This window comes from Streptomyces sp. NPDC000404, assembly GCF_040300365.1.
Classification (GTDB): Bacteria; Actinomycetota; Actinomycetes; order Streptomycetales; family Streptomycetaceae; genus Streptomyces; species Streptomyces ramulosus.
Window position 1 is genome coordinate 104,960 of record NZ_JBEPDN010000009.1, and the last position, 12,404, is coordinate 117,363.

Genomic DNA, 12,404 nt, shown 5'->3' on the forward strand with positions numbered 1-12,404 from the left:
TCGGGGCCGTTGTCAGTGGTCGGGTGCAGAGTGGAATCCGCAAGCGGCCGACCGCCTGCCGGGCGTCGGTGACAGTTCGTTCGATGAGGGGGAGCCATGTCCGCGGACGGGTGGAAGACGACGGCGGAACCGACGGCGCAGACGCCGGGCGGGGCGCGCCGGGAGCCGCGCGAGCAGGCGGGGAAGGGCGCGGCGGGCGGCGCCGGGGGAGCGGTGCTGCGGCCGCACGCGGAGGAGACGTTCGCGGACGAACTCGCCGCGCTGGCCGCCGCCGACGACCGCCCGCGGCCGGAGCGCTGGCGCCTGTCGCCGTGGGCGGTGGCGACGTACCTCCTCGGCGGCACGCTCCCCGACGGCACGGTCGTCACGCCGAAGTACGTCGGCCCGCGCCGCATCGTCGAGGTGGCGGTGACGACGCTGGCCACCGACCGCGCGCTGCTCCTGCTGGGGGTGCCGGGGACGGCGAAGACCTGGGTGTCCGAGCATCTGGCCGCCGCGGTCAGCGGCGATTCGACACTGCTCGTCCAGGGCACCGCCGGCACCCCCGAGGAGGCGATCCGCTACGGCTGGAACTACGCCCGCCTCCTCGCCGACGGCCCCGGCCGGGAGGCGCTGGTGCCCAGCCCGGTGATGCGGGCGATGGAGCGCGGTGCGACCGCCCGCATCGAGGAGCTGACCCGCATCCCGGCCGACGTCCAGGACACCCTCATCACGATCCTGTCCGAGAAGACCCTGCCCGTCCCCGAGTTGGGCGAGGAGGTGCAGGCGGTCCGCGGCTTCAACCTGATCGCCACGGCCAACGACCGAGACCGCGGGGTCAACGACCTCTCCAGCGCCCTGCGCCGCCGCTTCAACACCGTCGTCCTGCCGCTGCCCGAGACCCCCGACGCCGAGGTGGAGATCGTCTCCCGCCGGGTCGGGCAGCTGGGCCGCTCGCTGGATCTCCCGGCCGTCCCCGAGGGGTTGGCCGAGATCCGGCGGGTCGTCACCGTCTTCCGCGAGCTGCGCGACGGGGTGACGGAGGACGGACGCACCAAGGTCAAGTCGCCCTCCGGGACGCTGTCCACGGCCGAGGCGATCTCCGTGGTGACCAACGGCCTGGCGCTGGCGGCCCACTTCGGCGACGGCGTGCTGCGCCCCGGCGACGTGGCCGCCGGTCTCCTGGGCGCCGTCGTGCGCGATCCGGCCGCGGACGGCGTCGTCTGGCAGGAGTACCTGGAGACGGTCGTCCGCGAACGGGACGGCTGGAAGGACTTCTACCGCGCCTGCCGGGAGGTGACGGTATGAGCGGGTCCGCAGGCGTCAACGGGCCCGGTGGCGCGGGCGGGTCCGGCCGGGCGCGCCGGGACGGGCCCGCGGAGCCGGTGCTGCTCGGGGTGCGGCACCACGGCCCCGGCTCGGCGCGGGCGGTGCGTGCCGCGCTGGAGCAGACCGCCCCGTGCGCGGTGCTCATCGAGGGGCCACCGGAGGCGGACGCGCTGGTGCCGCTCGCCGGAGACCCCGGGATGCGCCCGCCGGTCGCCCTGCTCGCCCATGTCCGCGACGCCCCGGGGCGGTCGGCGTTCTGGCCGCTGGCGGAGTTCTCCCCGGAGTGGGTCGCGCTGCAATGGGCCCTGGAGCGGGAGGTCCCGGTCCGCTTCATCGACCTCCCGGCCGCCCACTCCCTGGCGATGCCGGAGCCGGAGCCCGGCCCGGAGGAGACACCCGGCCCGGGGGACGCGTCCGCGCCCGCCCCAAAGGCGCCGGACGCCGCGCTGCGGACCGATCCGCTGGGGGCGCTCGCCCGGGCAGCCGGGTACGACGACGCCGAGGCGTGGTGGGAGGACGTCGTCGAGCACCGCACGGCGGCCGGCCCCGGGGCGGCGGACGCCCTGGCGCCGTTCGCGGCGGTCGCCGAGGCGATGGCCGCGCTGCGCGAGGCGTACGGCGACGGCGGGCATCCGCACGACCCGGTCCGCGAGGCCCATATGCGGCTGCGGCTGCGGGCCGCCCAGCGGGAGTTCGGGGAGCGGGTCGCCGTCGTCTGCGGCGCCTGGCACGTCCCGGCGCTGACCCGCCGTACGACCGTGACCGCCGACCGCCGTCTCCTGTCCGGCCTGCCCAAGGTCAAGACCGAGCTGACCTGGGTGCCCTGGACCCACCGCCGCCTCTCCCGGCACAGCGGATACGGCGCCGGAATCGCCTCGCCCGGCTGGTACGGCCATCTCTTCCGGGTGCCCGACCGGCCCGTCGAGCGCTGGCTGACCCGGGCCGCCGGGCTGCTCCGGGAGGAGGACCACGCGATCTCCCCGGCCCATGTCATCGAGGCGGTGCGCCTCGCCGAAGGGCTCGCCGCGGTCCGTGGCCGGCCGCTTCCCGGGCTCGCCGAGACCACCGACGCGATCCGTGCCGTGATGGGCGACGGCTCCGACGTCGCCGCCGCACTGATCCACGACCGGCTCGTGGTCGGCGACGCCCTCGGCGAGGTCCCCGACGACGCACCGGCCGTCCCCCTGCAACGCGATCTGACCCGCACCGCCCGCACCCTGCGCCTCAAGCCGGAGGCCGCCGAGCGCGAGCTGGAGCTGGATCTGCGCAAGGAGACCGACGCCGGGCGCAGCCGTCTGCTGCACCGGCTGCGGCTCCTCGGCGTCCCCTGGGGCGAGCCGGTCCGCTCGCGCGCCACCACCGGTACGTTCCGCGAGACCTGGCGGCTGCGCTGGGAGCCCGAGCTGTCGGTGAAGGTCGCCGAGGCCGGGATCTGGGGGACGACCGTACGGTCCGCGGCCACCGCCAGGGCCGAGGCGGACGCGGCGGCGGCCACCGCGCTCGCCGAGGTCACCGCCGTCGCCGAGAGCTGTCTGCTCGCCGCGCTGCCGGACGCCTTGCCGCAGGTCATGCGGGCCCTGGCGGACCGCGCCGCACTGGACACGGACGTCGGTCGCCTCGCCCGGGCGCTCCCCGCCCTCGTCCGCGCCGTCCGGTACGGCGATGTGCGCGGCACGGACGGTGCGGCGCTGCGCGAGGTGGCCGCGGGCCTGGCCGAGCGGATCTTCGTCGGCCTGCCGCCCGCCTGCGCCGGTCTCGACGCGGACGCCGCCACCGCGCTGCGCGACCACCTCGACACCACCCACCGGGCGGTCACCCTGCTGAGCCGCCCGGAGACGACGGAGACGACGGAGAGGACGGAGACGACCGAGGGTGCCGGGGAAGCCGCCGAGGCCACCGTGGACGCCTCCATCGCCACCGCGGAGGGGCCAACCGTCACCGGCTCCACGGATTCCGCCGCGGAGGCCCCGACCGCCGCCGGCCCCACCGGCCCCACGGGCTCCGCCGCCACCCCCGCCGACCGCTGGGCCCGGGCGCTGCGTACCGTCGCCGGGCGGGAGCGCGTCCCGGGCCTGTTGCGGGGCCGGGCCGTGCGGCTGCTGCGCGACGACGGACGGCTCGGCGACGACGGCGTGGCGCGGCTGATGGGGCTGGCCCTGTCGCCCGCCGCCCCGCCCGCGGACGCCGCCGGCTGGGTCGAAGGGTTCGCCGGGGGCGGGGACGGCGACGGCATGCTGCTGGTCCACGACGAGCGGCTGCTGGCACTCGTCGACGGCTGGCTGACGAGGGTGTCACCCGAGGCGTTCACGGACGTCCTCCCGTTGCTGCGCCGGACGTTCGCCGGATACGGACCCGGGGTGCGCCGCGCCCTCGGCGAGCAGATACGCCGGGGCCCCGCCGCCCTCGCACCGCGGGCGACGGGGCCCGGCCGGAGCGCGGGGCCGGACGACGCGGTGCCGATACCGGGCTTCGGCCCCGGCCTCGACCGCGACCGCGCCGCCGCCGTCCTGCCCACCCTCCATCTGCTGCTCGGCTCCGCCCCGCACGTCAACGACCCTCTGGGGAAGGCATGTTGAACGCCACCGACCACATGGATCCGCAAGAAACCCCGGCCCCCGCCACCGGCCGGGCCGCCGCTCCCGCCGTCCCCGCCGACGAGCGCCTGCGGCGCTGGCGCATGGTCCTCGGTGGGGGAGAGGCGGACGGCACCGGGCGCGAACTGCGCGGCCGGGACCGGGCGATGGACGAGGCGCTCGGTGCGCTCTACGGGCGAGCCGGCGCCGGACGGGACGGCGCGGGCCGGAGCGCCGGGGGCCGCCGTGCCGCCGGGCTCGGCGCGTCCGCGCCCGGCGTGGCGCGCTGGCTCGGCGACATCCGTACGTACTTCCCCTCCCCGGTCGTCCAGATCATGCAGCGCGACGCCATCGACCGCCTCGGGCTGGCCGCGCTGCTGATGGAGCCGGAGATGCTGGAGGCGGTCGAGGCGGACGTCCATCTGGTCGGCACCCTGCTCACGCTCCACAAGGCCATGCCCGAGACCACCAGGGAGAGCGCGCGAGCGGTCGTCCGCAAGGTCGTCGCCCAGCTGGAGCAGCGGCTGGCGACGCGGACCCGCGCCACCCTCACCGGCGCGCTGGACCGCTCGGCCCGGACCGCCCGCCCCCGCCACCGCGACATCGACTGGGACCGCACCCTCCGCGCCAACCTCAAGAACTACCTGCCCGAGCACCGCACGGTCGTCCCCGAGCGGCTGATCGGATACGGCCGTGCCGCCCGGTCGGTGCGTAAGGAAGTGGTGCTCTGCGTCGACCAGTCCGGCTCCATGGCCGCCTCCGTCGTCCACGCCTCGGTCTTCGGCGCGGTGCTCGCCTCGATGCGGACCCTCGACACCCGGCTGGTCGTCTTCGACACCTCCGTCGTCGACCTCACCGACCAGCTCGACGACCCGGTCGACGTCCTCTTCGGCGCCCAACTCGGCGGCGGCACCGACATCAACCGCGCGCTCGCCTACTGCCAGTCCCGCATCACCCGCCCCGCCGACACCGTCGTCGTCCTCATCAGCGACCTCTACGAGGGCGGGGTCCGCGACGGCATGCTCAAGCGGGTGGCCGCGATGAAGGCGTCGGGGGTGCAGTTCATCTGCCTGCTGGCACTCTCCGACGAGGGCGCGCCCACCTACGACCGGGAGCACGCGGCGGCGCTGGCGGCCCTGGGCGCACCGGCCTTCGCCTGCACACCTGATCGCTTCCCGGAGGTCATGGCCGCCGCAATCGAAAAACGCCCCCTATTCATACCGGACATGCCGGAGCAACGGTGACGGGTCGTACCGAGGGTCCTTGCGGCGCGGCTGCCGTGGCGGGCAAGGTCGCCGTATCGCCCACGACGTGAGCGGTACCGCGGTTCCGGGCCGCGGCCGCCCCCGTCCTCCTGGGCAGCACTCCCCGTTTCCGTCACCTCGCTCACCCCTGCCCGTGTACGCACGGTGCAAGGGCGATCGGTGTGCGACGGGCACGGCGCACCCGCACCACGCACGTCCGACTTCGTCGGTGGCCGTCGCCAACGGGCTGCTGGGGAAGGCCGGTTGTGCACCTGTTCCCCCCTCGCCGGCGATCCGGCACACGGGGCGGGCAGGGCAATCCGTCAGCTGCAGAAGCGAAGGACCGTCACCATGCGTCATCCCGTTCGCCGTTCCCTGGCCCTCGCCGCCGCCACCGTCGGCCTGCTCGCCTTCGGCGCCACCGCCGCCCACGCCGACAGCGACGACTGGCTCCCCACGGAGCAGACCCCTCCGGTGGTCTGGAACGCCGTCGCCGCCACCGACGGTGACCGAGTGATCCTTCCGCCGAGCGACGGCGGCTGCGACGCCGCACCCGGCGAGACCTGCCGGACGTACCCGGAGGACCCGAGCGGCTACTCCGTGGTGCCGCAGGCGTCGACCCTGTCCGACGACGAGGGGAAGCTCATTCCGCGCATCCCCGCCGAGGACGGCTTCCCCCCGGTCCGCTGCACGCCTGACGACGGTGGCCGCATCGTCTGCATGCCCGTCTGATCGGCAGCCGCGCCAACTGACCTGATGAGCGGGCACGGCGGCGACGCCGTGCCGCCCTCTCACCGGTGCGCCCGAGCGCGCACCGGCACCCCGAACCGCCGGGTGGTCCTCTGTGGGGGAGGATCACCCGGCCTCGGCGTTTCCGGAGCGGGACGCCGTGCCGCAGGTGACGAGATGTCATGTCCTCGCCGATCCGGCCGGGGTTCGGCGGCGAATCGCCGGTAATTCGAAAGCTGTTCGTACGTCATACCGGACATGGCGGAGGAACGTGACAGGAGCGCCGAGGGGACTTGCGGGCGCCCTGGCCCCTCGTGCAAGGATCGGTACATCGCTTGATCACCCGTGACGAGAGCGACGCCGTGGCCCCTGCCCGGCGTGTCCGTCACTTCCGGGAAGGTCTCCTCCGTTGTCTGCTGTGTTCGTCGTGCCTGCCGCCGTGCGCCTGCCGCGCACCGTGGCCGTGCGGCGTGCGCTGCTGGCGGGGCTCTTCCTGGTGGGTTTCGTGGCCCTCGGCTTCGCCTTCGGCCCCGGCGCCCACGCGGACGACCGCACGGCGGCACTGCCCGGGACGCTCTCCCCGGCAGCCGCCGGGTCGACCGTGGACCAGCCGTCGTCCCAGGTCCGGGCCGTGCCCGTGGACCGGGCGACGGCCTCGCCCGCCAAGGCCACGGCCGAGGCGGCGGCACCGGTCCGGGCCGCCACCCGGACCGCGTCGCCGGACCGGCTGGAGCCCTCCGAAGCCGCTATCGAGCGGCAGGGAGCCCAGGCGGGCGCGGCGGCCGAACGCCGGGCACGGGACGCGGCCGGTGACCTCACCGACGCCGTACGGCCCGCCGCCGAGCGCGCCGTCCGGATCACCGACCCGGTGACCGGCCTCGTACGGCAGGTGGGCGGTGCGGCGGGTGCCGTGCTGCCGCAGCCGTCCACAACGCACCCGGAGCATCCCGGGGACGGCGGCCGGCCGCAGCACGGCGGTGCTTCGCACGGCGCTCCGCAGGGCCCGGCGCACCGCGTCGGACCTGCGAAGAAGGCGAACGCACCGGCCGGTGGCGAGGTGCGGGCGAAGGACGGCGAGGGGGCGCGCAGCGCCGCTCGTACGCCGGGTGCGCCGAGCCGGGACGGTGCCACGGCGCCGCTTCCCAGAGGGACGTTCGCCCCCGCCTCGTCGAGCACGGGCGACGGTCACGGTCCCCGTGGCGATCAGCACGCCGCCTACGTGGCGGAGACCGCGCACACCGGGCTGATGCCCGGCGGCGCGCACCGGGCCGAGGGCGCGCCGACGCGTCACCGTCCCCACGACATCCTCGAATTCCCGGGCTAGGGCAGGCCGTTCCGCGTCTTTGACCTGCCGCGCGGGGGCGGCACAGGTCTGCCCGTCACACCCCTGAATTCGAAGGACCTTTCACATGCGTATCGCCATCCGCCGTTCCATCGCCGTCGTCGCCACCGCCACCGGCCTGCTGGCCCTCGGATCCGTCTCCGCCAACGCCGCCGAACTGCCCGGCACTTCGGACCTGCCCGCCGTCGGCTCGCTGACCGACGCGGGGAAGAAGGTGTCGGACACCGTTCCCGCCGTTCCCGCCGGGAAGGACCTCCCGGCCGGTCTGACGAAGGCGGCGAAGAAGGCCGTGAAGAAGGCCGGGCACGCCCTTCCCGCGCAGCACGGCGTCCCGGCCGACCTGTCTAAGGCGGCGAAGAAGGCCCAGCGCTCGATCCCCGCGCTGCCCGCCACCCCGGGCGTGCCGGCCGCCTCGGACCTGCCCGCCACCCCGGGCGTTCCCGCGCTTCCCGCGCTGCCCGGCGTGCCGGCCGCCTCGGACCTGACCACCGTTCCGGCCGTCCCGGCGCTGCCCGCCACCCCGGGTGTTCCCGAGGTTCCGGCGCTGCCCGCGACGGACGCGCTGCCCGTCACCGGTGGTCTGGGCCCGGTGCTCAACGCCCTGGGCGGGATCCACGCCTCGATCGCCAAGGGCGACCAGTACGGGCGTCTCCAGGAGGACCTGAACCGCGCCGTCCCCGGCACCGGCCTGGGCGACCCGGTCAACCTCACCAGCCTGGCCGACCCGGCCCAGCTCACCGCCCTGGCGGACCCGGCGCAGCTCACCGACCTGGCCGACCCGGCGCAGCTCACCGGCCTGACCGGTCTGGCCGACCCGGCGAGCCTCACCGCTCCGGTCGGCCTCGCCGACCTCACCCGGCTGACCGGCCAGGTGCCGTCCGTGCCGGCGCTGCCCGCGAAGCCGGGGCTGCCCAAGGTCCCGGGCGTCCCGGGGGTCCCGGGCGTTCCCGCGATCCCGGCCGTTCCGGCCGCCTCGACCGTGCCGGCCGTTCCCGCCGTCCCGGCGCTCCCCGGTAAGCCCGCGCTGCCCGGTGCCGCCGGCTCCGTCGTCGACGGTGCGACGGCCCTCGTCCTCCCGGCCGCCGCGCGGACCGTCGACGGGGTGAACCCGGCCGCCGTGCAGCACGTCGTCGTGACGCTGCTGCCCGCCGGCACCGTGCCCGCCGACCTGACCGACCCGGCCAACATCCCGGCGCTGCCGGGCGTCCCGTCCGTTCCCGCCGTCCCGGGCGTGCCTTCCGTGCCTTCCGTGCCCTCCGTTCCGGGCATCCCGGCCGGTGTGCCGTCGGTCCCCGGTGTGCCCGCCGGTGACGCCGTGCCCTCGGTCCCGGGCGTCCCCGCCGTCCCTGCGCTCCCGGCCCAGGGCGTCTGACGGCGGTAACACCGCGATGCTCCCCCTGCGCGGGTGACATCGCGTCATGAACAGCCGGGTGGCCCTCTGTGGGGGAGGGCCACCCGGCATCGTCATGTCCGGGGCCGGGCCGCTGCCGGCCCGGCCCCGGATGCGCGAACGGGCCCGGGGAGGGGTCCTGCCACCGGACGCCGCCGCCGGGCCCGTCCCCGGGCCGCCGGCGCCACGAAGCGGTGCTACGTCCCCGGGCCGCCGGTGCCGCGAATCGGTGCTACGAAGCGGGAACCTTCAGCCGGTCCCAGCTCGCCCGGCCCGGGATGCCGTCCGCGTCGTCGCCGTCGAAGCCCAGTTTCCGCTGCCAGGCGGCGTACGAGTCGCGGTCCGCGTCGGTCCACCGCGGGCCCGGGCCCTGCTGGTAGCGGCCGCAGCCCTCCGCGACCAGGCGTTCGCCCATCGCGGTGACGATCGCGCTGCTGGTGCCGGACCGGAAGAAGTCCGGCCCGGGGAACGGCTCGTAGGACGCGGGCCGCCCGCCGCCGTCCTCGCTCTCCCCGCCGTCCTCCGCGTCCCCGGCGTGGGCCGGCAGGGCGAGGCGGGCGCGGATGAGGGAGCGCAGCGTGTCCATGGAGAAGCCGCGCGGGTCGACCTTCCCCGGCTGCCACTCCAGATGGCCGATGACGGAGCGCTCGCCCCAGCCGTGGGCGCGGCAGAGCGCCGCCGATGCCCGGACGATCGCCCGGATCTGCTCCTCGGGCCACGGGTCGTCGCCGTCGCCGAGGTTGATGCACTCGAAGCCGTAGAAGTGCGGATTGCCGTCGGTGTCGGCGGCGTTGTCGTGCGGCAGCGCGCTCTCGCGGACGACGGCGCGCAGCACGTCGCCGTCGCCGGGCCCGGCGTGGTTGGCGCGGCCGTTGCCGACGAGGTGGACCTCCCCCTTCTTGTCGATCACCCCGTGGCACAGCGGTCCGGGCAGATCCGACCGGCCCTCGTAGCAGAGGGCGACGGAGTCGTCGGTGCCCTTGGTGGCGGTGTGGTGGATCATCACGCCGTTGAGCGGGCCCCAGGCGCCCTTCGCGTTGCGGTTGTGGGTGCGCCAGTCGCGCACCTCGTGGACGGTAAGACCCTCGTCGCGCAACGCCTTGAGCAGGTCGGATGCGGTCAGCGGTGTCGCCATCGATCTCCCCCATGCAGTGGATGTGGCCGTCGCCGGGCCGCCGCACCGCGGTGCGAGGGCCGGTTCCGGCAGCCGCGCGCCGGCCGGTCCGCGGGCGGCCGGACGGTGCGGGCACCCGGCCCCGGGCCGGGCACTCCCCTTGTACCCAGGCGGGCGGCGGGTAGTGCACCGGGGAGTGGTGCGCGGTCCGGCGCCCGGGCGGGAGCGTGCGCCGGGCGCTCGGGCCGCGGCCCGAGCGGGAGCGCGCTCGGTGGCCGGAATGTGGTGCGGAATCCGTGGCGGGGGCCGTTCGGGCGGTGACGTGAGGCGTTCCACAGTGACGGGGCCGGGCGGGGGAAAAACCGCCGGTCCCAGGCCTCCGTACGGGCGCTGCCTGGGATTCTGTGACCGTAATCACCGCTCCGGCGTGAGCTGTGATTTAGGGCCGCACCGCCTGCGGCGATAACCTGCGAGACGGACATGCCGCGTATTCGGTCACCGTGTACGCCTCCCCTGTGACAGCGCCGTCACGTTGCCCTTCGCGGCACGCCCATCGCAGAGAACGACCCGCGATCACTACGGCGATTCTGAGAAGACAAGGGACGGACGCGCGTGGACCTGTTCGAGTACCAGGCGAGGGACCTCTTCGCCAAGCACGGTGTACCGGTGCTGGCCGGTGAAGTCATCGACACGCCTGAGGCAGCCCGCGAGGCGACCGAGCGTCTGGGCGGCAAGTCGGTCGTCAAGGCGCAGGTGAAGGTCGGCGGCCGCGGCAAGGCCGGTGGCGTCAAGCTGGCCGCCACCCCCGACGAGGCGGTCGAGCACGCGACCAACATCCTCGGCATGGACATCAAGGGCCACACGGTCCACAAGGTGATGATCGCGGAGACCGCTCCCGAGATCGCCGAGGAGTACTACGTCTCGTACCTCCTCGACCGGACCAACCGCACCTTCCTGGCCATGGCCTCCGTCGCCGGTGGCATGGACATCGAAGAGGTCGCGGCGACCACGCCCGAGAAGCTCGCCAAGATCCCGGTCGACGCCAACGAGGGCGTCACCAAGGAGAAGGCCCAGGAGATCGTCGCCGCGGCGCAGTTCCCGGCCGAGGTCGCCGACAAGGTCGCCGACGTCCTGGTCACCCTCTGGAAGACCTTCGTCGCCGAGGACGCGCTCCTCGTCGAGGTCAACCCGCTGGCCAAGGTCGCCTCCGGTGACGTGCTCGCCCTCGACGGCAAGGTGTCCCTGGACGCCAACGCCGAGTTCCGCCAGCCGGAGCACGAGGCCCTGGAGGACAAGGCCGCGGCGAACCCGCTGGAGGCCGCCGCCAAGGCCAAGGGCCTGAACTACGTCAAGCTCGAGGGCGAGGTCGGCATCATCGGTAACGGTGCCGGTCTGGTCATGTCGACCCTGGACGTCGTCGCCTACGCCGGTGAGAACCACGGTGGCGTCAAGCCCGCCAACTTCCTCGACATCGGTGGCGGCGCCTCCGCCGAGGTCATGGCGAACGGCCTGGAGATCATCCTCGGCGACCCGGACGTCAAGTCCGTCTTCGTCAACGTCTTCGGTGGCATCACCGCCTGTGACGAGGTCGCCAACGGCATCGTCCAGGCCCTGGAGCTGCTGAAGTCCAAGGGTGAGAACGTCAGCAAGCCGCTGGTCGTGCGCCTCGACGGCAACAACGCGGAGCTGGGTCGCAAGATCCTCAGCGACGCCAACCACCCGCTGGTGCAGCGCGTGGACACCATGGACGGCGCGGCCGACAAGGCCGCCGAGCTCGCGGCTGCGAAGTAAGGGACGAGGTCAGACACCACCATGGCTATCTTCCTCACCAAGGACAGCAAGGTCATCGTCCAGGGGATGACCGGCGCCACCGGCATGAAGCACACCAAGCTCATGCTCGGTGACGGCACCAACATCGTCGGCGGCGTGAACCCCCGCAAGGCCGGCGAGAAGGTCGACTTCGACGGCACCGAGGTGCCCGTCTTCGGCACCGTCGCCGAGGCGATGGAGCAGACCGGCGCCGACGTCTCCGTCATCTTCGTGCCGCCGAAGTTCGCGAAGGCCGCCGTCGTCGAGGCGATCGACGCCGAGATCGGTCTCGCCGTCGTGATCACCGAGGGCATCGCGGTCCACGACTCCGCCGCCTTCTGGGCGCACGCCAAGACCAAGGGCAACAAGACCCGGATCATCGGTCCGAACTGCCCCGGTCTGATCACCCCCGGCCAGTCCAACGCCGGCATCATCCCGGGCGACATCACCAAGCCCGGCAAGATCGGTCTGGTGTCGAAGTCCGGCACGCTGACCTACCAGATGATGTACGAGCTGCGTGACATCGGCTTCACCTCGGCCGTCGGCATCGGTGGCGACCCGGTCATCGGCACCACCCACATCGACGCTCTGGAGGCCTTCGAGGCCGACCCGGAGACCGAGCTGATCGTCATGATCGGTGAGATCGGCGGCGACGCCGAGGAGCGTGCGGCCGACTTCATCAAGGCCAACGTCACCAAGCCGGTCGTCGGCTACGTCGCGGGCTTCACCGCGCCCGAGGGCAAGACCATGGGCCACGCCGGCGCCATCGTCTCCGGCTCCTCCGGCACCGCCCAGGCGAAGAAGGAGGCCCTGGAGGCCGCCGGCGTCAAGGTCGGCAAGACCCCCTCGGAGACCGCCCGCCTGGCCCGCGAGATCCTCGTCGGCTGACGGCAGT

The 12,404-nt window shown here is 74.4% G+C and carries 9 protein-coding genes; 8 read left to right on the forward strand and 1 reads right to left on the reverse strand.

Going from position 1 to position 12,404, the window contains the following annotated elements; genetic code table 11:
* Nucleotides 1–96: 96 nt before the first annotated feature.
* The 6 genes from ABT345_RS18860 to ABT345_RS18885 all read left to right on the forward strand — a co-directional run bounded on the left by ABT345_RS18860 (nt 97) and on the right by ABT345_RS18885 (nt 8,568).
* Nucleotides 97–1,287 carry an ATP-binding protein gene (locus ABT345_RS18860; protein ID WP_345079618.1) on the forward strand — a complete coding sequence of 397 codons (1,191 nt, stop codon included), beginning with the start codon at nt 97–99 and terminating at the stop codon, nt 1,285–1,287.
* Nucleotides 1,284–3,884 (forward strand): DUF5682 family protein, encoded by a 2,601-nt coding sequence (locus ABT345_RS18865; RefSeq protein ID WP_345079621.1) that lies wholly within the window; start codon nt 1,284–1,286, stop codon nt 3,882–3,884. Before ABT345_RS18860 ends, ABT345_RS18865 begins: the two co-directional genes overlap by 4 nt.
* A 14-nt stretch (nt 3,885–3,898) precedes the next feature.
* Nucleotides 3,899–5,125: a VWA domain-containing protein gene (locus tag ABT345_RS18870; protein ID WP_386459662.1), complete on the forward strand. Its 1,227-nt coding sequence runs from the start codon at nt 3,899–3,901 to the stop codon at nt 5,123–5,125.
* Nucleotides 5,126–5,476: 351 nt separating this feature from the next.
* Nucleotides 5,477–5,857 carry a hypothetical protein gene (locus ABT345_RS18875; protein WP_345079624.1) on the forward strand — a complete coding sequence of 127 codons (381 nt, stop codon included), beginning with the start codon at nt 5,477–5,479 and terminating at the stop codon, nt 5,855–5,857.
* 406 nt (nt 5,858–6,263) lie between these two features.
* Nucleotides 6,264–7,178: a hypothetical protein gene (locus ABT345_RS18880; protein WP_345079627.1), complete on the forward strand. Its 915-nt coding sequence runs from the start codon at nt 6,264–6,266 to the stop codon at nt 7,176–7,178.
* Nucleotides 7,179–7,263: 85 nt separating this feature from the next.
* Nucleotides 7,264–8,568: a hypothetical protein gene (locus ABT345_RS18885; protein ID WP_345079630.1), complete on the forward strand. Its 1,305-nt coding sequence runs from the start codon at nt 7,264–7,266 to the stop codon at nt 8,566–8,568.
* A gap of 250 nt (nt 8,569–8,818) precedes the next feature.
* Here ABT345_RS18885 and ABT345_RS18890 read toward each other — a convergent pair whose 3' ends face one another.
* Complete coding sequence (locus tag ABT345_RS18890; protein WP_345079633.1) at nt 8,819–9,721, reverse strand: peptidoglycan-binding protein; 903 nt, start codon at nt 9,719–9,721, stop codon at nt 8,819–8,821.
* A 591-nt stretch (nt 9,722–10,312) separates the two neighbouring features.
* Between ABT345_RS18890 and sucC the strand changes: the two genes are divergently transcribed.
* Both sucC and sucD read left to right on the forward strand, forming a co-directional pair.
* Nucleotides 10,313–11,491: an ADP-forming succinate--CoA ligase subunit beta gene (gene sucC / locus ABT345_RS18895; protein WP_345079636.1), complete on the forward strand. Its 1,179-nt coding sequence runs from the start codon at nt 10,313–10,315 to the stop codon at nt 11,489–11,491.
* A 21-nt stretch (nt 11,492–11,512) separates the two neighbouring features.
* Nucleotides 11,513–12,397 carry a succinate--CoA ligase subunit alpha gene (gene sucD, locus ABT345_RS18900; protein WP_345079639.1) on the forward strand — a complete coding sequence of 295 codons (885 nt, stop codon included), beginning with the start codon at nt 11,513–11,515 and terminating at the stop codon, nt 12,395–12,397.
* Nucleotides 12,398–12,404: the final 7 nt, after the last annotated feature.

Excerpts from the sequence above, each read along its gene's own strand:
- ABT345_RS18860 (WP_345079618.1), top strand. The coding sequence starts at position 97 with ATGTCCGCGGACGGGTGGAAGACGACGGCGGAACCGACGGCGCAGACG.
- ABT345_RS18865 (WP_345079621.1), top strand. The coding sequence starts at position 1,284 with ATGAGCGGGTCCGCAGGCGTCAACGGGCCCGGTGGCGCGGGCGGGTCC.
- ABT345_RS18870 (WP_386459662.1), top strand. The coding sequence starts at position 3,899 with ATGGATCCGCAAGAAACCCCGGCCCCCGCCACCGGCCGGGCCGCCGCT.
- ABT345_RS18875 (WP_345079624.1), top strand. The coding sequence starts at position 5,477 with ATGCGTCATCCCGTTCGCCGTTCCCTGGCCCTCGCCGCCGCCACCGTC.
- ABT345_RS18885 (WP_345079630.1), top strand. The coding sequence starts at position 7,264 with ATGCGTATCGCCATCCGCCGTTCCATCGCCGTCGTCGCCACCGCCACC.
- ABT345_RS18890 (WP_345079633.1), bottom strand. The coding sequence starts at position 9,721 with ATGGCGACACCGCTGACCGCATCCGACCTGCTCAAGGCGTTGCGCGAC.
- sucD (WP_345079639.1), top strand. The coding sequence starts at position 11,513 with ATGGCTATCTTCCTCACCAAGGACAGCAAGGTCATCGTCCAGGGGATG.